This is a genomic window from Pedobacter nyackensis (assembly GCF_032678475.1).
GTDB lineage: Bacteria > Bacteroidota > Bacteroidia > Sphingobacteriales > Sphingobacteriaceae > Pedobacter > Pedobacter nyackensis_A.
The window spans coordinates 599332-623990 of record NZ_JAVTSF010000001.1; the positions used below are offsets into that span (position 1 = coordinate 599332).

17 protein-coding genes are annotated in these 24659 nt (G+C 40.0%); 1 reads left to right on the forward strand and 16 read right to left on the reverse strand.

All coding sequences use genetic code 11. The annotated features are described in order from the left end of the window. Positions 1 to 75 precede the first annotated feature (75 nt). Positions 76 to 1593 (forward strand): hypothetical protein, encoded by a 1518-nt coding sequence (locus R2Q84_RS02485; protein WP_316814942.1) that lies wholly within the window; start codon positions 76 to 78, stop codon positions 1591 to 1593. Here the strand turns inward: R2Q84_RS02485 and R2Q84_RS02490 are convergent. The 16 genes from R2Q84_RS02490 to R2Q84_RS02565 all read right to left on the reverse strand — a co-directional run bounded on the left by R2Q84_RS02490 (position 1590) and on the right by R2Q84_RS02565 (position 24659). Continuing rightward, positions 1590 to 2921 carry a MutS-related protein gene (locus R2Q84_RS02490; protein WP_316814943.1) on the reverse strand — a complete coding sequence of 444 codons (1332 nt, stop codon included), beginning with the start codon at positions 2919 to 2921 and terminating at the stop codon, positions 1590 to 1592. The two genes, R2Q84_RS02485 and R2Q84_RS02490, sit on opposite strands and share 4 nt — an antisense overlap. Positions 2922 to 2995: 74 nt before the next feature. Further along, positions 2996 to 4033 (reverse strand): Atu2307/SP_0267 family LLM class monooxygenase, encoded by a 1038-nt coding sequence (locus tag R2Q84_RS02495; protein ID WP_316814944.1) that lies wholly within the window; start codon positions 4031 to 4033, stop codon positions 2996 to 2998. Between the two features lie 85 nt (positions 4034 to 4118). Beyond that, positions 4119 to 4799 (reverse strand): ATP-dependent Clp protease proteolytic subunit, encoded by a 681-nt coding sequence (locus tag R2Q84_RS02500; protein ID WP_316814945.1) that lies wholly within the window; start codon positions 4797 to 4799, stop codon positions 4119 to 4121. Between the two features lie 85 nt (positions 4800 to 4884). After that, positions 4885 to 5154, reverse strand: coding sequence for a hypothetical protein (locus tag R2Q84_RS02505; RefSeq protein WP_316814946.1), 270 nt, complete (start codon positions 5152 to 5154; stop codon positions 4885 to 4887). Continuing rightward, positions 5135 to 5698: a sigma-70 family RNA polymerase sigma factor gene (locus tag R2Q84_RS02510; RefSeq protein WP_316814947.1), complete on the reverse strand. Its 564-nt coding sequence runs from the start codon at positions 5696 to 5698 to the stop codon at positions 5135 to 5137. The genes R2Q84_RS02505 and R2Q84_RS02510 overlap by 20 nt, the downstream gene beginning before the upstream one ends. A 71-nt stretch (positions 5699 to 5769) precedes the next feature. After that, on the reverse strand, positions 5770 to 7317 hold the full coding sequence (locus R2Q84_RS02515) for a sulfatase-like hydrolase/transferase (protein WP_316814948.1): 1548 nt from the start codon (positions 7315 to 7317) through the stop codon (positions 5770 to 5772). A gap of 17 nt (positions 7318 to 7334) precedes the next feature. Continuing rightward, positions 7335 to 8756, reverse strand: a complete 1422-nt coding sequence (locus R2Q84_RS02520; protein WP_316814949.1) for a RagB/SusD family nutrient uptake outer membrane protein — start codon at positions 8754 to 8756, stop codon at positions 7335 to 7337. Positions 8757 to 8780: 24 nt separating this feature from the next. Further along, positions 8781 to 12185 carry a SusC/RagA family TonB-linked outer membrane protein gene (locus tag R2Q84_RS02525; RefSeq protein WP_316814950.1) on the reverse strand — a complete coding sequence of 1135 codons (3405 nt, stop codon included), beginning with the start codon at positions 12183 to 12185 and terminating at the stop codon, positions 8781 to 8783. Between the two features lie 128 nt (positions 12186 to 12313). After that, positions 12314 to 13339, reverse strand: a complete 1026-nt coding sequence (locus R2Q84_RS02530) for a FecR family protein (RefSeq protein WP_316814951.1) — start codon at positions 13337 to 13339, stop codon at positions 12314 to 12316. A 77-nt stretch (positions 13340 to 13416) separates the two neighbouring features. Then, entirely contained in the window at positions 13417 to 13980 is a 564-nt protein-coding gene (locus tag R2Q84_RS02535; RefSeq protein ID WP_316814952.1) for an RNA polymerase sigma-70 factor, read from the reverse strand. A 182-nt stretch (positions 13981 to 14162) separates the two neighbouring features. Further along, a complete protein-coding gene (locus R2Q84_RS02540; RefSeq protein ID WP_316814953.1) occupies positions 14163 to 15602 on the reverse strand; it encodes an alpha-L-fucosidase in 1440 nt (479 codons plus the stop codon). Positions 15603 to 15694: 92 nt separating this feature from the next. Next, positions 15695 to 16888 carry a glycoside hydrolase family 88 protein gene (locus R2Q84_RS02545; protein WP_316814954.1) on the reverse strand — a complete coding sequence of 398 codons (1194 nt, stop codon included), beginning with the start codon at positions 16886 to 16888 and terminating at the stop codon, positions 15695 to 15697. 24 nt (positions 16889 to 16912) lie between these two features. Continuing rightward, a complete protein-coding gene (locus R2Q84_RS02550; RefSeq protein WP_316814955.1) occupies positions 16913 to 18793 on the reverse strand; it encodes an alpha-L-fucosidase in 1881 nt (626 codons plus the stop codon). Continuing rightward, positions 18781 to 19968 carry an alginate lyase family protein gene (locus R2Q84_RS02555; protein ID WP_316814956.1) on the reverse strand — a complete coding sequence of 396 codons (1188 nt, stop codon included), beginning with the start codon at positions 19966 to 19968 and terminating at the stop codon, positions 18781 to 18783. The genes R2Q84_RS02550 and R2Q84_RS02555 overlap by 13 nt, the downstream gene beginning before the upstream one ends. Before the next feature lie 9 nt (positions 19969 to 19977). Beyond that, the gene (locus R2Q84_RS02560; protein WP_316814957.1) at positions 19978 to 22116 is read right to left on the reverse strand and encodes a TIM-barrel domain-containing protein; all 2139 of its coding nucleotides are present in this window, start codon (positions 22114 to 22116) and stop codon (positions 19978 to 19980) included. A 23-nt stretch (positions 22117 to 22139) separates the two neighbouring features. Further along, the gene (locus R2Q84_RS02565) at positions 22140 to 24659 is read right to left on the reverse strand and encodes a glycoside hydrolase family 95 protein (protein ID WP_316814958.1); all 2520 of its coding nucleotides are present in this window, start codon (positions 24657 to 24659) and stop codon (positions 22140 to 22142) included.

Genomic DNA, 24659 nt, shown 5'->3' on the forward strand with positions numbered 1-24659 from the left:
ATTTATAAGTCTGCTAATAACATGTATAAAAAAACAGGTTTTTATTCCGCAATTGCAGTAGCAATTTTGAAACAAATGAAAACCAGATCAATCTTAACTATTTGCGTCCTGATCCTCGGACTGTTCACACTTTCATTCGTAAAAAATGAAAGCTGGCATTCTAAATTCCTCGTTGTAAATAAAGATGCCAGCATTACTTATTTACCTGATGAAAAGGGCAATATCATTCCCGATTTTAGTCGTGTCGGTTATCATCATGGACTAAAAGCAATCCCGGAAGTTAAGGTCGTAAAAACAGTATCTCCTGTAAAAGGTGATGCGGGACGCGGTATTCAGGAAGCCATAGACCAGGTGTCAACTTTACCTATCGGCGCTGATGGTTTCAGAGGGGCTATTCTTTTAAAAAAAGGAGATTATGGCATTGCAGGAACATTGAACATTAACACCGATGGCATTGTTTTAAGAGGAGAAGGAAATACAGCGCAAGGTACAAGATTAATTGCAACTGGTGCGGGTTTACGTTCACTGGTCGCAATTAGTGGCAAAGGAAAAATCACACCAACCGGTGAAAGGGTTAAAATCACAGATGCATATGTACCCACAGGAGCTAAATCTTTTGACGTAGTATCTGCAAAAGACTTTAAAGCGGGTGATAAAATCATCTTATACAGACCTGGAACAAAAAACTGGATTCAGGATATACAAATGGATAGGATTGTCGCCAGACAAGGCACCAAACAATGGGAAGCTGCTGAATATAGTCTGAGTTATGAACGAGAAATTACAGCTGTTGATGGCAATAAAATCACTATTGATAACCCTGTAGTGATGGCTATGGAAACCAAATATGGTGGCGGAGAAATCTTTAAATATGAATATAAAGGTCGTTTAAAAGAAATCGGGATCGAAAACATCCTGTTTGAATCAGAATATGCACACGATACAGATGAAGACCACGGCTGGATTGCAGTTGACTTTAACCATACCGAGAATGGCTGGGTAAGCGGGGTAACTTCACGTTTCTTTGGTTACTCCTGTGTCAGTTTAGAGTCCGGAGCCAAAAACATCACCGTAAAGGATTCCAAATGTTTGGATGCTAAATCAGTAATTACGGGAGGAAAAAGGTATTCATTTAACAACAATGGACAGCAAAACCTTTTTATGAATCTGGAAACTACCGAAGGCAGGCACGACTATGTAACAGGTGCAAAAACTTGCGGACCTAATGTTTTCTATCATTGCAAATCAAGGAGAACGCATGCTGATATCGGACCGCATCATCGTTGGGCTACCGGCACGCTATACGACAACATTGATACTGATGGTGAGATTAATGTGCAAGACCGCGGTAACTGGGGAAGTGGGCACGGATGGGCCGGCGTTACACAGGTGCTCTGGAACTGTAAAGTAAAGGCAGCAGCGATACAAAGTCTCTGGGCTTCAGGCAAAAACTATGCGGTCGGTATACAAGGCAAAAAAGTAAATGGTCGTTTGGAAGGTAAACCTGATGGAGAATGGGAAGGATTAAATAAAAAAGGCCTTCAACCACAGTCGTTATATGAAGCTCAGCTAAAAGCAAATGGGAGGCACTAAGTTTTTTTACAAGACTCCCTTATAATATCAACTATACCTTCATTTTGAACAATATACATTCCAAGTCTTTCCTTTGAAACACCCTCCGCCAGCCGATAGGTAAAAACCGGCTTACCATCTCTGAAAAAGGTGTCTAAATATTTAAAAGATATATTATTGAATCTTGCGAGTTCATCTGCAAGTTCAACAATATGGGTAGAGATAAAGAATGCGGAGTTCCTGACAAAGGAAAGTTCCGAAATAATTAATAAAGAAGCATCAAATGCATCTTTCACATTTGTTCCCCTAAACAATTCATCAAATATGACGAAGATTTTATCCTTTTCAGCAAGTTTTAAGGAGACCTCTTTCACCCGCTTTACTTCGCTATAATAATGACTTAAACCTTCATTGGTGTTGTCCGGCAAATTTATGGTGGTAATCAAACCATTAAAAATTGTGGTTTTTACTGATGTAGCCGGTACAGGAAACCCCAAATGGGCTAAGTAAATTACAATGCCCAGAGACTTCAGCAAAGAAGACTTTCCAGCCATATTAGACCCTGTCAAAAACAGAATGTTTTGATCTTTATCGATAAAAACATCATTTTTTACCGCGTTCGAAATCCCGGGGTGAAATAAACCATTGACAGCAACTTTGAAGTTATCGCTTTCTTCATACACAGGAAATGTAAATCCGGTTTTTGAAGCTACAATTGCAACATTCTCAAAAACGTCCAGTTCGTAGGCAAGCTGGAGCAATTCGTTCATATTCTCTTTTTCAATTCCACGAAATGCACTATCAAGCTTATTTACCTGAAAGAACTTCATATGACGTTCGTTAAGTAGAATCGCCTCTTTTAACAGACCGTTCTGAATAATGTCTGTTATCCGTTCAAAGATGGTAACCAGATATTCTGGAGTATCGGTTTTAGAATGCTCCTCTATAAATTTCAGGATATATCTCGCAAAACTTATCAGATACTTTAGTCCGGTTTTAATGATATAATAATCATTACTGGAATTTCTCGTCGTAAAATCATATACCGCATCTATAATATTACTTTTCGATCTTCTTTTATCGAACTTCAGGTAAAAAGAGATCAGATCAAACTCTTCATTTCTGATATCGAGATTAATCTCATACTGATGAAAAAATGCAAGCGCATCTCTCCGCAAAGTAATTTCATTGATGTCGGAAGAAGGATTTCGCATCAGTTCGGCTAACCGTTCTCTCCCTCCCAGCGTTCTTGTGTATTTAAAAATATTATATATCGAATTGGAACTCGCCCCCTCATTAAAAACATTAAGGTCTCTAAGGGTTTGTTCATCTATATTAAATCCACTCATTAATCAAGCGCTTAGGTTCATATTTGAAAGATATGCATAATTCCCTAAGAACTTGATTAAGAGGCCCGGATTTATTAAGCCTTGTTTAATGCTTTCCTAACCACTGGTGCGATCTTCGTGCCGAATATTTCGATTGACTTCATCATTTCAGCGTGCGACGGATCACCAATATCCATGTGTCCGATAAACCTGGTAATGCCAAATAGTTCGTGCATGTACAAAATTTTCTCAGTTACCGCTTCCGCTTCTCCGATAAACAAGGCACCTTCTTTAGAACGTCCGCCATCAAATTGGTCCTTGGTATATGGCGCCCAGCCTCGTGATGCCCCAATCCTATCCATTTGCGCAGCATAATTGTGATAATAGGCATCGGCATTAGCTTCATTATCGCTCACAAACGCATGGGAGTGTATACCAATCTGCATTTTATTGATATCATGACCATGTTTCACATACTGCTCTTTGTAATATTCAATTAACGGTTGAAACTGTCTTGGCATTCCTCCGATGATTGCTACAACTAACGGCAGTCCTAATACTGCTGCACGCAATACCGACTGTGGTGTTCCACCTACTGCAATCCATATCGGCAACTGTCCGTTATTTGTCGCTCTTGGCAATACCATCTGGTTAACCATTGGTGCCCGAAGCTCCCCGTTCCAGTTCACAACTTCATTATTATTGATGTTAAGCAATAAATCCAACTTCTCCTCAAACAGTTTATCATAATTTCTAAGGTCATAACCAAACAACGGGAAAGATTCAATAAAGCTACCTCTACCCACGCCTATTTCCGCACGTCCATTCGAAATCAAATCGATAGTTGAAAAATCCTGGTACACTTTTACCGGTTCAGCAGAACTTAAAACCGTTACCGTACTCATTAGTTTTATATTTTTAGTAATGCTTGCTGCCGCAGCCAGTACAATTTCGGGAGATGAAATGGCATAATCGGGACGGTGATGTTCGCCTAAGCCAAAAACATCTAAACCAACTTCATCGGCCAGTTTAATCTGTTCCAGAATTTCCTGTAGTTTTATTTTCGCTGATCTTGGTTGCCCAGTTTGCTGATCGATTGACAAATCGCCAAACATACCTATTCCTAATTCCATATTTTTCTATTTTGATACCACAAAGTTACCCAGAGCGGTAAATATAGACATTGATCTAGGATAAGTAATAGCAGCAATATGCCTGCTACCTGGATAAAACCTCGTCAATCATTCCAAATTCCTTAGCTTCAGTGGATGACATCCAATAATCCCGGCTTGCAGCCTCATTGATTCTATCGTAAGGCTGTCCGCTGTGCCTGGCTATAATCTGGTAAAGCTCTTTTTGTACCTGTAATACCTGCTTAACGGAAATATCCATATCCATTGCCGTTCCCTGCGCTCCACCGGAAGTCTGATGAATCATTACCCGCGAGTGTTGCAAAGCAGACCTTTTTCCAGCAGCCCCTGCACAAAGCAGCACGGAGCCCATTGAAAGTGCTATTCCCGTACATATCGTAGCTACATCAGGTGCGATAAACTGCATAGTATCGTATATACCAAAACCGGCATACACCGATCCTCCGGGAGAATTAACATACAGCTGAATATCTTTTTCTGCATCAACCGACTGCAAAAAAAGCAATTGTGCTTGTATAACATTTGCATTCCTCTCCTCTACCGCCTCTCCCAAAAAGATGATTCGATCCATCATCAGACGCGAGAATACATCCATCTGGGCAACATTTAACTGTCGTTCTTCCGTAATATAAGGCGTCATGGCAATCGGACGCGCAATTGCTGAAGTTCTGGAAATGTAGTTGTCTACATACAAACTGTTGATGCGGTGATGTTTCACCGCATAACTGCGAAATTCCTTGTTGTTCATATTTTGCTTTTTTTAGATTGAATCAGACATAGCATTCCCATTGCCCGTTGCCTGAACATTAAATTTGTAATTAGATTAGAGGGTTTTACTTACTGAAGAAGCGTTTAACGCGCTTGCTGAAAGAAAAATGCTCCGGTGCTGTAAACAGCTTTTGATCTACCTGCCGGATTTCTTTGCGCAACTGTTCCCGGCCGTAGGTTTCAATAATCTGATATGTTTTTTGCTGCCAGTATATACTTCCCTTAAGATCAGGTTGTAATATCTGGCGGGCCTGCATCAAAACTTTATCTTCTGCGCTGGTATTTACCAAAAGAAAACCTTCAATTAACTGCAGCTCATTCAAGGATGTCTTCATAACTTACTGATTTTTCTTTTACTGTTTCCTTAATTTTTTCCAGGCACTTGAATTTCTGTACTGTAGCAGAGCGTGCGCCTGAAAAACCGAACCTTTCAGCAATACTTTCCATCTTTAGCTGTTCATAATAAAAAGCACTGAGCAACTGCATACATTTCTGACCTGCGGTTTGTAAAAGCTGAAATAACCGCGATGCAGATATCTCCTGATCTTCGGGACTGAACAAACCTGCCTGTTCATCAAAATCAGTATCGAGTTCATCAATAGATACCTGCTTTTCACTTTGTTTGTACCGTTTGTTCCAAAGGTGGCGGGCTATGCCAAACAGATAAGCTTTATCGCTATACTCCAGGCTCAATTCAGTACGTACTGTTTTCTCATAATAAATGATCAGTGCATCCTGAAAAATATCCCGGGCTTCATCCAATGAACCACCCATTCTACTGATGTATTTTGCGACTAGCGGAAAGGCATTCTTGTACAATGTGGTAAGCCAGGCTTCCCGATTGTTACATGATGTATCTTCGTTTAATTGTGTGACCATGATTACTATGTTTTAATAGTATGTGGACATTTAAACTCAAATATCACCAAAAAAATGATAAAATTTTATTGTCATGGTCTCGGTTTGCTATAACCCTGCTGCTGAATCCTGTCCAATAACATTGTAAGTTGCTTAACTATTTCCGGATTTTTATCATAAACATTAACTTTCTCCCCAGGATCTTTGTCTAAATCATATAAAGTTCCTGCAGGTTGATCTGCCGACTCCTGTACAGTCCTCGGTTCGGTGAACCCTCCCGATCCCAATGCTGTTGTTAGTTTCCACTTTCCTTTTCTAATGGCAAAATACCCACCCAGAGAATGGTGTATGATCGATTCCCGAATTGGAATAGAGCTCTGTTTACCTTTAAATGCATTAAGCATATTAAAACTATCTTCTGCAACATTCGCTGGTAAAGACTTATTCAGTATTGCCGCTACAGTAGCAAAAAAATCAGTTGTACACATGGTTTGTTTGCTAACAATTCCTTTGGGGATGGTAGATGGCCATCTGGCAACAAATGGAATCCGGTGCCCTGCCTCATAAATATCAGCTTTTCGTCCCTTAAAAATATAGTTGGCATGATGTCCTGACTGCTCAATATCTGAGGTTTTCCAATCAGAACCATTATCGCTAGTCACAATTACAATGGTATTAGCGGCAAGCCCATTCTTTTCCAGTGCTTCCATAACTTTCCCGATCATGAAATCAGTTTCAGCCACATAGTCGCCATAGTTACCAATTTTTGTGGCATTTTTAAATTCCTCAGTAGGTACCCAGGGCGTATGCGGAGAAGGCAAGGGCAGGTATAGGAAAAACGGCTTCTTTGCTTTTGAAGCAGGTTGTTTATTGATAAAAGCAACAGACTCATTTACAAAGTTTGGTAAGACCTGCTGAAAGTCAAAATCTGGCGACATCTTACCAGGTCTACGCATTGATCCTCTACCATCATTCTCAGATTTCCCTTCAGTGATGGCAGTTGGATTTTGTACTACTTTTCCGTTACGGATATAGCAATAAGGAGCCATATCAAGTGATGCAGGGATAATATAAGAATAATCAAAACCATGATCGGCAGGCCCGCCTTTAACCACAGCATCATAATTTACATTGTCATTAAAGTCAACAGTTATTTTTTCCTCATTTTTTAGTTCTCTGATGGGGTGACCAGGATTTATTCTTGCCCAGTCCAGACCTAAATGCCATTTTCCGATGCAAGCAGTCTGGTATCCGTTTTCTTTAAGAAAATCAGCAACAGTTATCCTTCCCGGTTCAATCAGAGAATTGGAAAATCCGTTCAACACTCCCTTTTTTAAGCGGGTCCGAAAAGCATACCTACCAGTAAGAATTCCGTATCTGGTAGGTGTACACACAGCTGAATTTGAATGTGCATCCGTAAAGTAAACACCTTCCTTAGCCAGCCTGTTCATATTTGGTGTCTGGATTTTTGAATCTTTATTTAGACACTGCAGGTCACCATAGCCCATATCATCAGCAAGGATATACACGATATTCGGTGTAGTTGATTTTTGTTGGGCATAAAGATGTATGGGTAAAGCTGATGCAATTACCAATAATCCTAAAACAATGTGATGTAGTAACTTCCCGGGAATAAGCATATGAACGGATTTTTGTTTTACAGATTTGAATTTACATCTTTTTCCGAATCAGGGATTGGGAAAAGTAAATGATTGTCATCAACAGTAATACCTATTGTTGCCATTGCTGTTTTTAAGCGTCCAAATCGCAACAAATCCCACCTGCGTTGTCCTTCGCCACATAACTCACGTGCACGTTCTGCCAGAAGTGCTGTAACAAACGCTTCGTTACCTGCTGTATTGCTAAGATCCAATTGATCAGTAGGCAAAGTTAACCCTGCCCGGCTACGGATGGTATTGATTCCATTAAACTTAGCGGGATCAGAAGGATTAACGTTATTCATCGCTTCCGATTGCAGCAAATAAACCTCCGCCAGTCTGAGCACAAACCAATCTGTCCTGGAGTTGTTATCTTTTTTCCACTGGCTATCTTTAAACTTGTATATAAATGGTGTCACAGTTGCTCCGGCAGCAGTATTAGATACACTATACGTTTTACGAATGTCCCTGTTTCCTTCAGGGAAACCATTGTTAAAAAAATTGTTTGTAACCAGGAAAGAGCCGTAACCTCCCAAAACTGTTGGATAAAACATTCTCAATGTAATATTGGCAACGTTAGGTGCAGCACCAAAGCGAACAGCAAATACAACTTCCTTATTGTATTTATTATCCGAATTAAAAATATCAGCATAGTTACCCAGCAATCCGTAAGAACCTGTATCATTGATCACTTTATTGCAAGCCGCAAGTGCGTCTTGACTGTCAGTCTGTTTAGCTGCAGTTGATTTCGCTCTCGTTAACAATACTTTAGCCAATAAAGCAGATGCAGATCCAGAAGAAACCCTACCCTTATCTGCAACTGGTATATTTTTCTCAGCATAACAATTCAATTCTGCAAATCGAAGGTCAGTAACAATCTGTTCATACAATTCAGCAATTGTTGCCTTTTTAGGGTAAAGATTAGGATCAATTGCGTTAACCGGCGCCAGAATCAGCGGTACTTCTCCAAAAGCGGTAAGCAAATTAAAATACCCCAGTGCACGCAAAAAGCTGGCATTGCCCAGGATGTTATTCTTATTGACTTCGGCCATAGAAATTGGCGGTACATAGGCCAGGACCTCATTTGCATTTTTTATCAGCTTATAGTTATTTACGTACCAGTTTGTAATTTCACCATTTACACCGGTAAAAGTATGGCTGGTCAGTGTATTCCGGTCAGCAGCACCCGGGCCTGCATACATCAGATCAGATGCATTATCAGAAACAGTATAAACCGTCCTTTGATAAAAGCTTTGTGGCTGCAAAGTGCTAAAAACTCCATTTAATGCCGCAATAGCATCTTTTTCATTCTGATAAAAATTTGAAGGCGTTAAAAAACTACCAGGCTTTTCAGTAAGGAATTTCTTACATGAAACAAGTGATAAAGTAGCTATGATAAATGTTAATATTTTAGTTCTCATGATCTTTTGAATTAAGTTTAACCGTTAAAATCCCAGTTTTACACCTAACAAAAACGTTTTTGAAGGAGGATAGGAATTTATATCCGCTCCAAGGTTTAAGTTTTGCGCTCCGGTATTCTGACTGCCAGAATTGGAATTACGGTTGTCAAATGAGTTGATTTCAGGATTATAACCAGAATATCCGGTAATAGTCAGTAGATTTTGTGCAGTTACATACACCGTAGCATGCTTAAAGACCTTAGCTGCTTTAGAAACCGGCACATTATAACCTAATGAAACAGTTTGTAAACGTAAATAACTACCGTCTTCCAGATAACGACTTACCACTCCGGTACCTTTTTCAGTTGTGCTAAATGCTCTTGGCAAAATATTGGTGGTACCGGGTCCGCTCCAGGCCCCGGTCATTTCAGCATACTGATTAGTAGTTGTGCCTCCATTATGTGCATACTTCGTCAGGTTCAAAATCTTATTGCCCTGCACTCCCTGAATGAACACAGATAGATCAAAGTTTTTATAACTAAATGTATTGTTTACACTGTAGATGAACTTTGGTGCCGCCTGTCCAATGATTTCACGGTCATTGGCATTAATCACTTTATTTCCATCCAGGTCCCTGATAATTGCATCTCCGGGAACAACTCCTTTTCTTCCGGCCGCATCAATCTGCTCCTGTGTCTGCCAGATCCCATCAGAATGATACCCATAAAAAGAACCTATGGGCTCGCCAATTCTTAAAATTGAAGGCGCTAAGCCATTTGTCACAATATATGCCCCACTACTACCAACGAGGATATTATTTGTACCGTTCATGTCAACCACCTTATTCTTGTTTGTTGAATAATTGATAGTGGTAGCCCATTGAAAATCATTATTATCAATATTTTTAGTATTTAAAGACAATTCCAATCCATGATTCTGAACTTTACCGGCATTAAGCAAAATGGTAGAAAATCCTGAAGATTGCGGAATAGCAACATTCAACAGCAAGTCAGAAGTTGTTTTACGATAATAATCGGCCACAAAACTGATACGATCGTTGAACAAACCTAAATCCAGTCCAAGGTCAAAAGACTGTGTTGACTCCCATGCCAGGTTTGGATTCGGAATGTTATTTGAAGCCACGCCTACAACTCTTCCTGGCGTCTGACCAAGCGAATAGCCATTGGTTACATATTGTCCTAATGAGGCATAAGAAGGAATTTCCTGGTTACCTGTCTTCCCGTAACTAGCCCTTAGTTTCAAATTAGAAATCTGCTTAACTTCCTTAATGAACTCTTCACTGGATAGTCGCCAGGCAACCGCACCTGATGGGAAATACCCCCATTTACTCGTTTCCCCAAAACGGGATGAACCATCGGCACGCATGGTAAATGTGAAAATGAATTTATCCGATAAATAATAATTAGCTCTTCCAAAAAAGGAAGCAAGGTTATTTTTTACTGTATTTGAACCAGGTGTAAGGATATTGCCGGCAAGGCCAAGGTTATCATATCCCAAAGCATCAGTAAAGAAATTCTGACCACTTGCATCGAACCCACTCGTACTGAACTCCTGCAACGAAAAACCTGCAAGCGCATCAAAGCGATGATGCGCATTTATTGTTTTAGTATAGGATAGGGTATTTTCATTCAACCAACTGTAACTAGTAGTATTAGAAGAAAAAGCAGAACCGCCATTAGCCTGTCCGATAAAAATAGTTGAAGGCAGATAGCGCTTCTCCGTACCTGCACTGTAATCCACACCAAAACTGGATTTGAATTTTAATCCAGGTATAATTTCATATTCTCCAAAAGCATTAATTAGTCCGCGGGCTGCTCCTATGTTGTCTTCAGACTCCCTTACACCTGCTACAGGGTTTCCATATACCCCTACGTAATCTATTGGATTATTTTGAAAAGTATATTTTCCATCTGCTCCACGAAGTGGAACAATAGGACTCATATTGAGGGCACCTCCTGCAGATCCATACCCTATACCGGTTTTGGTAGCATCAATTGCTTGTGCAGAATAAGATATCTGTGAGGAGAAACCAATTTTAATTTTCTCACCCACATTTCGATCCAGGTTCATCCTGATCAGTTCTCTCCTGAAACCTGTATTGTGCATAATTCCCTTTTGGTCAAAATGATTAAAACCAAGATAGTAACGGGTGTCTTTATTACCTCCGGCAAAACTTAGCTGATAATTCTGAATGGGTGCTGTCCTATACAATTCATCCTGCCAGTCAGTCCCATTCCCCATTGTACTGATTTGCTCGGCCGTATAGGGTAGCTTTTTTGCCGTATTAGGATTTGCGGCATTATATTGTGTATAATAATCATTAAGATAGGTGGCAAATTGGGTCGCATTCATCATCTCCATTTTCTTAGACAATTGCTGTTGACCGAAATAAGCGTCGAAATTAATGCTATTCTGTCCTTCCTTACCTTTTTTTGTGGTAACCAGAATAACTCCGTTTGCACCACGGCTACCATAAATGGCCGTAGATGAAGCATCTTTCAGTACTTCAATAGACTCAATATCATTAGGGTTAATGGAACTTAAATTTGCTACTCCTGCAAATCCATCAATTACATATAGGGGCTCATTACCTGAGTTTATGGAGTTGGTTCCACGGATGCGGATCGAACTGGTACTACCCGGCTGGCCATCTGACTGGGTTAATTGTAAACCGCTCACTCTTCCTTGTAACATCTGGTCAGCTCCCACAACCGGAGTCTTATCCAAATCTTTACCACTTAACGAAGAAACAGAACCGGTAAGATCAGATTTTCGTTGCGTACCATATCCCACAACTACAACCTCGTTAAGCTGCGAATTGTTGTCAAGTTTCATCGACACATTGATAACAGTTTTCGAGCCAACCGATATCGTTTGTGCAACATAACCGAGATAAGTAAAGACAAGAGATCCTCCTTCCGGTGCAACAATTTCGTAAGCACCGTTACCAGCAGTTACGGTCCCTTTACTGGTGCCAACAACTTTTATCCCCACACCGGGCATTGGCCCACCATTTTCATCAGTGACAATTCCTTTTACCGTAATTTCCTTTTGTGATTCATTTTTTGGTGCAATCACATATAGCCCTGCTTCAGTCTCTTTAAAAACCAGGTTGGTTTCTTTCAGCAAAAGATTCAGCGCATCCTGAAAATTAAGGTCCTTTACCTGCAAAGTAATGATATTCCCTGCAGGCAATAAATCTTCACTGTATAAAAATCGTGTATCGCCCTTTTTCCCAAGAATTGACAAAGCTTTTTTAAGTGTAGTCTCTCTCAAATCCAAACTTACTTTCACTTGCTGCGAAAAGCTGTTTGCAGATACATTAAGACAAAACAAAAAAGTTAAAACAAAAGTCCAGTTTAGCATTAATAAATAACTTCGATTAACGGTAATAAAAAATACTTTACCATCAAGTATCTTTTTTTTCATAATTTTACAATGTTAATTTTAAAACAATCGATTAGTAATCAGCAAATTGTGTTTGCAGGTGCTATAGGTTGAATCTATTAGCGGGGAATATTGGAGTATTTCCCGCTTTTTATTTTTAAGGTCCTTTTTCAGTTGAGCTCTATCGTTCCATCTTCAGCGGCTTTAAATTTAAAAGATCTTATCAGTTGCATGGCACTAAGGGCCTGTTCAAGAGTTTCATTTTCAAAAACACCAGTAAAAGCGTAAGACTTCAATTTCTCGTTCCTGATGGCTATTTTAATATTATACCATCGCTCAAGAATGGGAACAAGTTTTTCAAAAGAAGTATTTTGGAAGACCAATGTATTTTCTACCCATGATGTTTCCTCAAGGTATTCTTTATGCCCAATTGCAAGTGGCTGAATACTTTCGATCACCAGCTTTCGCTTATAGCCCTCCTTTTCTGAATTGTTTTCAGTCAGCGCGAATTTCTCTTTGGGTTTGAGAATCATACGTTGTTGCGGGGTGTTGTTTATGGAAAGTTCTATTGACCCGCGGATCAGCGTGGTCTCAGTAGTATTTTCTTCATGATACGCCTTTACATTAAATGCTGTGCCCAGGACTTTGATTGCTATTTTTTCGGTATGAATAATAAAAGGATGATTTTTATCTTTTACCACGTCAAAAAAAGCTTCACCAACTAAGTAAACCTCTCTTGTTGTACTATTCTTCATTCCTTCATTGTAGCGAAGTTTACTGCCAGAATTGAGCCATACCGAGGTACCATCTGGCAAACTTATATTTTTCCTTACGCCATTACCAGCAATAATCTCGGAATCGAACTGTGCAGGGCTAAACAAAAAATATCCTCCGAACACAAGTGCAAAAACGGCAGCTATTGCGCCTATTAAACTAAAATATTTTCGTTGATGGTTAACAGAATTTTCATTTTCGCAGGTAAACTCTTCAGCATATTTTGATAGATGGGCTGCATAAATCTGTTCCAGATCATCATTGGCAAAATCATCCTTGATTACAATCTGGGCAATAGCTTCGTCATAGTACATCACATCCGGATACCTCTGCATAAGCGAATCCAGTTCCGCCAGTTCTTCAATGCTGATTTCCGCCGCTAATTTCTTACTCAGTAAAGTAATGATCCGTTCCCGCTCCATTAAGGTATTTTATATTGGTTAGGGGAAGGACAATATAAATCGGAAAACTCCCTAAAAGAAAATTAATTATTTTTTATTTATATCAGGTTAAATTCTTTTTTCACACTTTCAGCCAGTCTCCTAACCGCAATAACCAACTGTGCATCAACAGTTTTAACAGAAACACCAAGTACTTCTGCCACTTCTTTATAACTCATCCCATCTTGCCTTATCAGTTTAAAAACAAGCTTGCAACGCGGAGGAAGTGCATCGATATTTTGATTGAGCCTGTTTTTTAATTCATCACTGATCAAGATTTGTTCAGGGGTGGAATTATCAGTCTCCAGCCTGATATCCAAATCGTCGAGTGATACAATAACCTTCCCCGATTCTCTTTTCAAAAAATTCATAGACAGGTTTTTTGCGATGACAAAAGAATAAACCATGATATTCCGGATCTCGGTTAGTTCATCGCGATTTCTCCACAATGTGATCATAACGTCGGCAGCTATCTCTTCTGCTATATGGGCAGATTTTACAAAGCAGCATGCAAATCTCTTCAGAGCGGGAAATAAAAGCACAAAGAGCTTTTTGTATGCAACTTCACTACTATTCCTGGAAATATCATAAAGTAAGGCTTGAATATTAGAGAAATCTTGCATGTATCTTTTAAAATTAATGGAGCATTAATTTCTTTGGCAGGCTTAGTTTCTGTTAAATACAAAATGAGGCTGTATCATTAATACTGATTAACACTATTCTTATGCAAATCGTCATTCTGAATTTATTTCAGAATGACGATCGCATTAATGATACAGCCTCATCTCAAATGTAAAACTAATTGCTAGTCAAGTGCCCCTGTTTTCATTTCTTTTTTAGGTTTACTATCTATCTGATGTTTCACTTCGCCTATAAACTCTACTTTAATTACACTGGCTACTTCGTCCGAAGCCTTTACAGGCACTTCTACAATAAGGTCATTACCTTTGGTTTCTGTTTTCAGTTTAGCTTTTGTTGCAAGCAACATAGCTGATTTCACCTTGTTCTTTACACCAGGAATAACCAATTGTCCATCAGCAGGCCAATCGAATACGGAAAAGTAAAGTACCGTGCCCGTAGGTGTTTCTTTCCTTGTGCAACGGCCCCAGCTTAATGGCGCCAATGGGCTGGATTTTGTACTATATATAGCCTCGCTATTTATTTTCATCCAGGCTCCTATTCCTTTCAAACGGTCGATACTTTCCTGCGGAAATGTACCGTCGGGTTTCGGACCAACATTCAACAGATAATTACCTCCTTTAGAAGCGATATCTACAAGATTACGAATTAATGTTTCTGTCGATTTCCACTTTTGATCTGCAGTTCTGAAACCCCAGGTACCATTCATGGTCATACAGGTTTCCCAGTCCATACCATCTAGTTCGGCCTGACTTGGTATCTTCTGTTCCGGTGTTTTGGTGTCACCAGGAAAATTAGGGCGTTTTAAACGATCATTTGTAATGATATGAGGTTGTGTTTTTAAAGCATCCTGCAGTTTCAATGCGGCTTCATCAGTCATATTGGTTGGTGTATCCCACCAAAGCACAGCAATATCACCATAATTAGTCATCAGTTCTTTAACCTGAGGTACTGCCACATCGTCAATATACTGATCAAATGTTTTAGTCATTTGAGCGGGGTCCCAGTGTCCTTTATTTTCGAGGGTATAAGCATCAACTTTCGCTGAGTCTGGATTCAGCCAGCCCTCTCTCATTACTTTCCTGGCAGCAGATCCTCCTGGATTATTCCAATCCTGTGCCTGAGAATAATAAAAACCTAGTTTAATTCCATATTTCTTACAAGCCGCAGCCAATGGTTTTAACAAATCTTTACCGTAAGGCGTCGCATCTGTAATGTCCCATTTACTGGCTTTAGAATTGAATAGCGCAAAACCATCATGGTGTTTAGCCGTAATAATAAGATATTTCATCCCCGCATCTTTAGCCATTTTCACCCAGGCATCCGGATCATATTTCACAGGGTTAAAGCTTTTAGCCATTTCCTGGTATTCCGCAACCGGGATTTTAGAACGGTTCATAATCCATTCAGCACCACCCCGTAGTTGTTCATGCCCTTTATATACCCCTGCAAATTGTGCATAGACGCCCCAATGGATAAACATTCCAAACTTTGCCTCTCTCCACCAAGCCATACGTTCATCTTTCGTTAATGCCTGCTGGCTATAAAGCGACTGGGTTAATAATAAAAAAGCGGTTATTGCTAAAAGTATTTTTCGTTTATACATGATTTGGTTTTATAATTGGTTTTTGCTGAAACCACTAATTTAATGCATATAAAGCTCCTTCTATTCAATCAAATTAGCTCAGTTCTCAATCATTATGACTTATCTTTTAATCCTTTATATCTTAATAATGCTTCCAGGTAGTAGTAGTCTGCATACGATAATGGTACATCTACCTCGCTATTTGAGGGCTTTGAGCCTGTACTTTGTAAAAGGATAAACCCTTTGTTCTTACCTACCGGAGATACATACTTAGTACTCAAACTATTCAGCATTTTATCTGCTTTTTGAAGATAGGATGTTTTGCTCTTGCTGTAACCACTCAATTCATATAATCCTGACGCAATTACAGCTGCTGCCGATGCATCACGTGGTTCATTGGGTATATTTGGCGCATCATAATCCCAGTAAGGAACCAAATCTTCAGGCATATTTTTATGATTAAGTATAAAACCGGCAATATTTTCTGCCTGTTTTAAATAAGCAGGATCTTTGGTAAAGCGATAGCACATGGTATAACCATACAATGCCCATGCTTGTCCGCGCGACCATGCAGATTCGTGACTATATCCCTGGTGGGTTTGTTTTTTCAAAACGGCACCAGTATTCGGGTCATAATCAATCACATGATAAGAACTATAATCAGGGCGGAAATGATTTTTCATGGTAACATTAGCATGGCTTACCGCAATTTTATAAAATGAAGAATCTCCTGTCAGTGTGGTAGCTTCAAACAATAACTCTAAATTCATCATATTATCAATGATCACTGGATTTACCCATTTGTCTCTGCTGTGGTCCCACGAAAGGATTACTCCTGTTTTAGGATTAAAACGGGTTGCCAGTGTTTTGGCAGACTGGATAATGACATCAGCATAGTGCCTATCTTTGGTAATACGATAACCGGTACCAACACTACAATATACCTTAAAACCCATATCATGGGTTTTACCATTAAACTGCTCCTGTTCAATTAATGAAGTGTAAGCTCTCGCCTGCTCCATCCATACTTTTTTACCTGTATATTCATACAAAAACCAAAGCTCTCCGGGAAAGAAACCACTGGTCCAGTCCTTCGACCCTACTAATTTTAAAGCTCCATCTTCTATAGTTCTGGGGGTAGCAAGATCTGTCTTCCCTTTGCCTGCTTTCACCTTTTCTACTTCTTTAAGCATTACAAGCGTTTGCTCATCAGCCTGTTTAAAGGCCTTTTTCACATCAATTTTCTGTGCCAGCAATGGGCCCGATGCAAATAATACAGCGCATATCGTAAGAGAGAATTTTTTCATAGTCTTTTTATTATGTTTAATATTTTATTTAATAGGTAAAAGCTGGATTTCAAGTAGTTTCATTAACTCTTCTCCCTTTATGTTCAGCGGTTTAACACTAAGTTCAATTGCCCCGGCATTGAGTTGGACAACTCCTATTTCTTTGGTTATTACAACTCCTTTTATAGAAGCGGTCACCACTTCTTCTTTTGAAAAGTTGCCAACGTTAACCTTATAGGTAGAGCCGCCTTCATCAGCTATGTATTTCAGGACTACCTTATATTTAGCTGCTTTCAATGATTTAACATTCCAGCTCAGATAAGCATCTTTAGATTTCCAGTCAGTTACAAAGTACCTGTTGGTCTTTCCGTCGCCAAAGCCAAATTTCTGACCATGTTGCTGGGCATCAAATGCAAGAAATCGGTTTTCCGGGATATCAGATGCCAATACTCTTGTCGCATCTGTTTCTATTTTTCCGTCTATTTCCAAAACCACGACCACATTGGGCTCATCCGGTGATTTTAAGGGAAGACTTACATTTACATCTGAAGCATCTAAGCGCTTAACTTCCAGTTTATTTTTGTTTTTATCCGCAAGGAAATAAGCTGTTTTTACCTTACTTTTTAAACCACCTACAATTAAATTCCCATCATTAGGCCAGTTAAATACATGCAGATAAAGCCGCTGACCTCTCTCTGTAACTACACCCCAGGCCGGAATAGGTAAACTACTCCGTTCCGTACCATAAACAGCAGTTCCGTTTTTAGCTAACCAGCTCCCAATAGTATCTAAAATATGTTGGTCCTTCTGATCAAAAGAGCCATCTCCTTTTGGTCCCAGGTTCATTAACAGATTAGCGCCACGGGAAGCAGAGTTGGCCAAAAGACGGATAAAGAATTTTGCCGGTTTATGGCTTTCATCGTGTTTAGAATAACCATAAGACTCATTGGTAGTTGGAATCGCTTCTGCATCACCTTCAACAGTTCGTAACTCTGCCGGCCTATCACCCGTATTTGCATAATCTCCAAAATTCCCACTCGCACTTCTTACCAAACGGCCATTTACAACGATATCGGGATCTGTTTCTCTAATCGCTTTCAGCATCCTCATATTTTCTGATAAAGGCAATTTATGAGGGGTATCAAACCACAAAATATCAGGATGATAGTTATTGATCAGTTCTTTAATCTGTGGGATGGCCTTTTCGTCTACATACCTCGCAGCTTTAGGTAACCACTCGGGGTGCGCATCGTACCAGTTTACACCTCCCAGTAATTTATCTCCCCCAGGGTTATTGTATTCCCAATCATTCCCCGGTGCATCAGGATGTTCCCAATCAAAAGCATGTGAGTAATAAAACCCAAACTTCATATCATGCCTTTTTGCCGCAGCAGCCAGTTCAGCCATTGGATCACGTTTGAAAGGTGTCTGTTTAACAATATTAAAATCAGACACTTTTGAATCGTACATTGCAAAACCGTCATGGTGCTTAGCTGTAATGATGAAATAATGCATTCCGGCCTTTTTAGCCGCTAAAATCCATTCTTCTGCATTAAAATTTACAGGATTAAAAACATGCGCAAGATCAAGGTAAGCAGACCTTGTTATTTTTTCTTTACGCATCAGGTGCTCTGAATAACCTTTTACTTCTTTTCCCTTCCACTCCCCACCAGGTAAAGAATATAGTCCCCAGTGAATAAACATACCAAACCTGGCATCACGCCACCATTTCATACGTTCATCATGTGTTTTCATTGAGGCTGTCCACCATCCCTGTTTAGCTTCATCAATCGCCTTCTGGTCGCGTTCCTTAACGCGATTAAACATTTCTTTATCTTCATCTCCTTTCACTTGCGCATAACCATATCCACCTGTTAAAAAAAACACAAAAAATAGAACTGCTGAAAAATAACTTAATCTAACCATATCAATGGGTTTCTTACAGGTAAGTTTCTAATTACTTCTTCTACCTGAGGATCATGGTCAAGCTTTCCCCATGTATTCAGCCAATCTTTTTTATGATATGCATTTGCAGCGAATACCAAAAAAGGCTGTGCTACCGGCCAGTTCTCCCAATACATTACATCAGGCTTTAAAGGCCATTTGCTTTTATCGGCTACAAAAGGATATAAATATTCAACTCCTTTCTCTATCGACTTGCCATCATGTGTTTTATAGCTCCAAAGGTTATCGTCTTTTACCGAGAGGATCTGACATAAAGTAGTCATTGCATCCAGGTTAAAAATTGAGTAACCAAATGGTTTGGTACGACTCATTTCTCTTGGAAAGCTACCATCAGCAGCCATTTGATTTGGAAGTAATACTGTTTTATATCGATCGCGACAAAAGTCAAGTAGTTTAACGTTATTGGTTAGCTTTGCAAAAGACGCTACCTGCATGGTAAAACAGGTGCCATGGTTGTTTTGGGCATTCATTTCGTCTTTTCCGTATTGATGGGTCATTAACCACTCCAGGTATGCGGAAAACCATTTTTTACTTCCAGCCAAAACGCCTGCGTCCAATACTTTTTGCATTACAATAATTCCCTGTGCGACTTCCATCAGCTGAATGGTATCTATGATCCCAATACCACGTCCTGTAAACCTTCCTTTTATAGCCTGCGCATATTTCAAACTTGGGTTCATCATGGTACCTTCATTGATAAACCAGGCTCTTAAATGTAACATAGCATGTTTTACATATTTTTCATCACCGGTAAGTTTATAGGCAGATGCCAGTGAGCCAATGATTTTACTAAATCTGATCATCGCCAGGCGATGTGCCACAAAGTTTTCCGGATTGGTCATTCCATCTCTTTGAATATAAGGACCGTCAGGATTTGAGGGATCCGGCCACCAATAATCTCCTTCCGAATAAAAATCGTTTTTACTACCGGTACTTCTGGCCGAACTTTCCGAAGTAACGGTAAGGGGCTGCTGTTTCATCGCCCATTCTGCATTTTTTAAAACCAATGTCTTCAAGGTTTTAACTACTGTTTTCTCTACTTTTTCATCAGTTTTTTTCAATGTTTCCACGAAAGCAAAAGACCGGTAGTCAATAACAGTTATTAAAACAAATACTATTAAAAGAATCTTCTTCATGCTTTCTATTTATTTGGTCATTGCTTTAAAAGTTATTTTATTAATGGTATTGGGCTTTCCTTTTTGTGCGGCAGAGACTGTAGTTTTAAGCTGACCACTGGCGGTCTTACTGATATTGATTTCCCTGAAACTAAAAGCACCGCTTTCATAGTTAAATGTTTCCCCATCATCGTCATACAGCATATACCTGCCTGGCTTACTTCCATAATACCTGATCTCCAGATCTAATTTTTCTGAAGGCTTAGGCGCATGCATCAAAGCCGGCCCCATAGGAATAATTCCCCCATCTTTTACATACACAGGAATTTTATCTAATCCTGGAGTTACTGTAATGATTTCTCCATCACCTGCATAAGCACCCGTATAAAAATCAAACCATTTACCTTTAGGCAAAATCACAGTCCTGCTTGTTTTTCCGGTAAACATTGGCGCCACCAACAAATACTCACCCGCCATATATTGATCTTTAACTTCCTTACTAACAGCTTCCACATAAGGGTTATCTTCCAAATTAGTGCTCTTAACTTCTTTTTTCAGGTCAGACTGATACCCGTCTTCCAGGTTCATCGCCCTGAAAGGTGGAATACCCTGAAAACGGTATTTGGCAAACTCACTATACCAGTAAGGCATCATTTTCATACGCAGTATTGCCATATCCCTTACCTGTTTTTCAACTTCAGGGTAAGACCATGGTTTGGTGCCACTAGACCATGCGTTGATCATTGCCATAGGTGAAAACACAACAGATTGCATTCTGCGCAACCACTCTTCGCCGGTTTTTGACGCACGTGCTTCGGGTGTCCATAATACGCCCGAAAAACTGCTGTTGATCAAGGCTGTAATAAAATCCTCGTGGTTATAATAATCGTTATAAATTACGTAAGGCAATGCGCTTCCGCTACCATTCGATGCCCTTACCAGCCCATAAGTACGTTGGTTTCGCTCACGGAACAGATCAGCACTGTAACGCTGAATTAACAAGCCATAAGTCTGACGTACCTGTTCTGCACTTTTACCAGAAGGAAAAATGGTAACATCCGGCCATAGGTAATGATCGTAACCATCCACCTCATCAAATTTATATCCGCTAACGCCTAAATCCACCTGTCCTCTTTTCAATTGTCCGAATAAAATATCACGGGCTTCAGGCATGGTTAAATCGGGTACTGCACCTACCCAAACGGTATGGTCTGCGGTATAAGGTTTAATGGATTTATAAATACCTGCTTCCGGAGAAACATAAGGATTTGTCCATAAATTTAACCTGATGCCTTTATCAAGCATCTCTTTAACAAACTTACCTGGTTCAGGATAACGTTTCGCATCCCATTCGAAGGTACATGGATAAGCCCTGCTTTGCCATCCCGGTTCTAAACCAATAAAATCAAGAGGAAAACCTTTATCTTCAAAAGCTTTTGCTTCATCTGCTACATCTTTAGCTGTATACAATGTTTTAACACGCTGCGTAAAGCCCAAACCCCAACGTGGTGGCAGAACACCTCCGCCATTAAACAAATTGTACCTCCGTACGGCATCCAATGGTTTAGGGCCTGCAAAAACATAAAACTCTACCCCTTCTGCCGGAACAAGAATTTCAACACCATCGGAATAAGGACGTGACGACCAGCTTTTATCTGTATTACGGTCTTTCGCTTCCGGAACATTTTCGCCATCACGTTTTACTGCTGAACCTGCATAAACATTTAGATAGCGGGCCGAGTTAATAAATACGCCATAACCGTTTGACGACACATAAAAAGGTGTTGGTGCATGTGTACGTCCGTTGTCTTTACCTCCGTAGTGGTCTACATGCAATTGCAAGATTTTACCACGCTGATGAACGGTTTGAAAATTTAACCCAAAACCATAAACCTGTTCTTTTTTATCAAGCGGAAAACGCAGGTAGGTTTTTCCATCAACCAGTTTCCCGGTAATCTCTGCTTTTATCAAAGGAAACACTACATCTCCCATATTTTTTAGCCCTTCGGCATAAGGTTTAGCACCCGAAGCAGTCAGCAGATTATAGCTTTCAGGCTTACCTATAGTTCCTTTCCATACACCTGGTGCCACTTCTTCCCATTGGATGTCCTGAGCAACTATACGCGTTGCACCAAATACCAGGGCTAAGCAAATTAAATATTTAAACATTCGGTTCATCACAGATCAGTGGTTTATAGCATAATTACTTTATATGTCCTTCCTTTCTCAGTTTTAAAACTGATGGTATAGTTCTTATCAGCTGTCGGCCTGGTTATTGACGACACACCTAAAACCTTTACCGGCGTTTTTGAGTTCAGACTGCAATTACCTCCCGAACCGGAATAAATCTCTGCTTCAGTTAGTTTTCCATTTTCCCAATTCATCGCTACTGTAAAATTGCCTCTCGCTTTTATCCCTTTAATACTTCCCTTTTGCCATTCATCAGGTAAAGCAGGCAGCAGTTTTAACATCCCGGGTTTACTTTGTAACAGCATTTCTGTTATACCTGCGGTAGCTCCAAAATTTCCATCTATTTGAAATGGAGGATGTGCATCAAATAAATTGGGATAAGTCCCGCCACCACTCATTTGTACATTGGTCAGCTGGGCTGCAGGCGCTTTAGGGTCGGCTTTTGGTTCGACCGTTTTTGCCGGGTCAATTAAAGTAAGACCAGCCTTTAATATTTTCAAAGCATGGTTTCCATCCCCTAATCTTGCCCACCAGTTGATTTTCCATGCCATAGACCAGCCAGTGCTTACATCACCACGGTGAATTAATGACTGTTTAGCTGCCGCAGCCAGTTCTGGTGTTTCGTCTAAAGTAATCTGGTTACCGGGATACAGACCAAACAAGTGTGATAAATGTCTGTGTGTATCTTTAGGATCGTCCAGATCTTCAAACCATTCCTGTAACTGCCCATGTTTACCAATTTTAAAAGGGTAAAGTTGTGATCTGGCATTTTCTAAGCCAGTCCTGAAACCGGTATCTGTGTTTAATGCTTTTGATGCCTCAATACAGGCAGTAAACAGTTCCCGGATAATACTCATATCCATTGTTGTAGCCATACTCACTTCATACTCTTTCCCGTTAATTTTAAAAATGTTCTCCGGAGAAGTAGAGGGATTGGTAACCAGATAACCATTCTTATCTTTAATCAACCATTGTAACATGAACTCTGCCGCCCCCTTCATCAATGGATATGCTTTTTCTTTCAGAAATTGCTGATCACCAGTAAACAAATAATGATCGTATAAATGTGTACTTAACCAGGCGCCGCCCATTGGCCAGGCCGACCATCTTGGCGCAGCTTTAGGGTCCCAGTCGTATCCACCTGAAGGAGAGGTCTTAGACCAGATGTCGGAATTATGATGAACCACCCAACCTTCTTGAATCCCGTAATTCACTTTTGCCGTTACCGCACCGTTGATAGCCAAACGACCGATAAAATCGAATAAAGGCTGATGAAGTTCTGAAAGATTGGTATTTTCAGCCAGCCAGTAATTCATCTGGGTATTTGCATTTACCGTATAATTACTTCCCCATGGCGGCTGAACATGATCGTTCCAAATCCCCTGTAGATTAGTTGCCTGCGAACCTTTCCTTGAACTGGCTATCATTAAATACCTGCCAAACTGATAATACAACACCTGCAATTCCTGATCATTACCAGAAACACCTTGCTTTGACAGCCTGATATTTGTTGGTAGTTTGGAAAGTGCGCCATTGGTACCCAGACTAAATGAAACGCGATCAAACAATTGTTTATAATCAGCAATATGTGTTTTTTCGATTGCAGAAAAAGGCTTGGGATAAGCATTCTTCATAGCCTGCTTAGCAAGTATGGAAGGATCTTTACCCGCTAAACCCGGAGACTTATTAAAACCATTGAAACTGGTTCCATCAGTTAAATAGATGGTCACAGCGTTTGCGCCTTCAACAACAATTTCATCTCCGCTTGCTTTAGTTGCGCCCCCTTCTGCTTTTATCTGTACATGAACTTCAAAGGTCATCCCCTCTTTATCATCATAAACCACCTGTTGTGGTTCTATAGCCCTATGAGCAACATGTTTTGGCGCCTTCCCTTTTAACACCAGGTAATTTTGTGCTGGCGTAAATACACTGTACTTTAACTTACTTGAAATACCAGTTTTAAAACTTATCGACTTCGGTTGATCTGCGGTGAGACGAATGACCATAACCTGATCAGGATAACTGATAATGGTTTCACGTTTATATTTCACGCCCCCCAGCGTGTAGGTCAGGGTATTAACTGCTCGATTAATGTCCAGTTCGCGTTGGTAAGCTGTTGGAAGAGAATCCTTCAGATTAAAATCCAGAAAGAGATCTGCCATAGTCAGATAACGTGCAGAATAAGGGCCCTGCATATTTTTTTTCCAGATATCAGCTGCCTTTCCGTAATCTCCTCCAAATACCGCTGCTCTTACCAAAGGTAAATTTGCCGCAGCTTTAGGGTTATTTCCTGCATCTGGTGTACCCGACCATAAAGTATTGTTGTTTAACTGAAAACGTTCTCTGTTGACACGGCCAAAAACCATTGCCCCCGTTTTGCCATTTCCTAAAGGCAGCGCCTCCTCCCATACTTTGGCTGGCTCGGGATACCATAATTTCAATGTATTTTTTATATTCTGCTGTGCCGAAGCAACTGAAGCAGCAAACAGGAACACGAGAAAAAGTGAATTACATTTCTTCAT

Bases quoted from the DNA above. Each gene is read 5' to 3' on its own strand.
- R2Q84_RS02550 (WP_316814955.1), bottom strand. From the start codon at position 18,793: ATGGTTAGATTAAGTTATTTTTCAGCAGTTCTATTTTTTGTGTTTTTT.
- R2Q84_RS02500 (WP_316814945.1), bottom strand. From the start codon at position 4,799: ATGAACAACAAGGAATTTCGCAGTTATGCGGTGAAACATCACCGCATC.
- R2Q84_RS02525 (WP_316814950.1), bottom strand. From the start codon at position 12,185: ATGAAAAAAAAGATACTTGATGGTAAAGTATTTTTTATTACCGTTAAT.
- R2Q84_RS02515 (WP_316814948.1), bottom strand. From the start codon at position 7,317: ATGCTTATTCCCGGGAAGTTACTACATCACATTGTTTTAGGATTATTG.
- R2Q84_RS02565 (WP_316814958.1), bottom strand. From the start codon at position 24,659: ATGAAGAAATGTAATTCACTTTTTCTCGTGTTCCTGTTTGCTGCTTCA.
- R2Q84_RS02540 (WP_316814953.1), bottom strand. From the start codon at position 15,602: ATGTATAAACGAAAAATACTTTTAGCAATAACCGCTTTTTTATTATTA.
- R2Q84_RS02520 (WP_316814949.1), bottom strand. From the start codon at position 8,756: ATGAGAACTAAAATATTAACATTTATCATAGCTACTTTATCACTTGTT.
- R2Q84_RS02495 (WP_316814944.1), bottom strand. From the start codon at position 4,033: ATGGAATTAGGAATAGGTATGTTTGGCGATTTGTCAATCGATCAGCAA.
- R2Q84_RS02485 (WP_316814942.1), top strand. From the start codon at position 76: ATGAAAACCAGATCAATCTTAACTATTTGCGTCCTGATCCTCGGACTG.
- R2Q84_RS02560 (WP_316814957.1), bottom strand. From the start codon at position 22,116: ATGTTTAAATATTTAATTTGCTTAGCCCTGGTATTTGGTGCAACGCGT.
- R2Q84_RS02505 (WP_316814946.1), bottom strand. From the start codon at position 5,154: ATGAAGACATCCTTGAATGAGCTGCAGTTAATTGAAGGTTTTCTTTTG.
- R2Q84_RS02535 (WP_316814952.1), bottom strand. From the start codon at position 13,980: ATGCAAGATTTCTCTAATATTCAAGCCTTACTTTATGATATTTCCAGG.
- R2Q84_RS02545 (WP_316814954.1), bottom strand. From the start codon at position 16,888: ATGAAAAAATTCTCTCTTACGATATGCGCTGTATTATTTGCATCGGGC.
- R2Q84_RS02555 (WP_316814956.1), bottom strand. From the start codon at position 19,968: ATGAAGAAGATTCTTTTAATAGTATTTGTTTTAATAACTGTTATTGAC.
- R2Q84_RS02530 (WP_316814951.1), bottom strand. From the start codon at position 13,339: ATGGAGCGGGAACGGATCATTACTTTACTGAGTAAGAAATTAGCGGCG.
- R2Q84_RS02490 (WP_316814943.1), bottom strand. From the start codon at position 2,921: ATGAGTGGATTTAATATAGATGAACAAACCCTTAGAGACCTTAATGTT.
- R2Q84_RS02510 (WP_316814947.1), bottom strand. From the start codon at position 5,698: ATGGTCACACAATTAAACGAAGATACATCATGTAACAATCGGGAAGCC.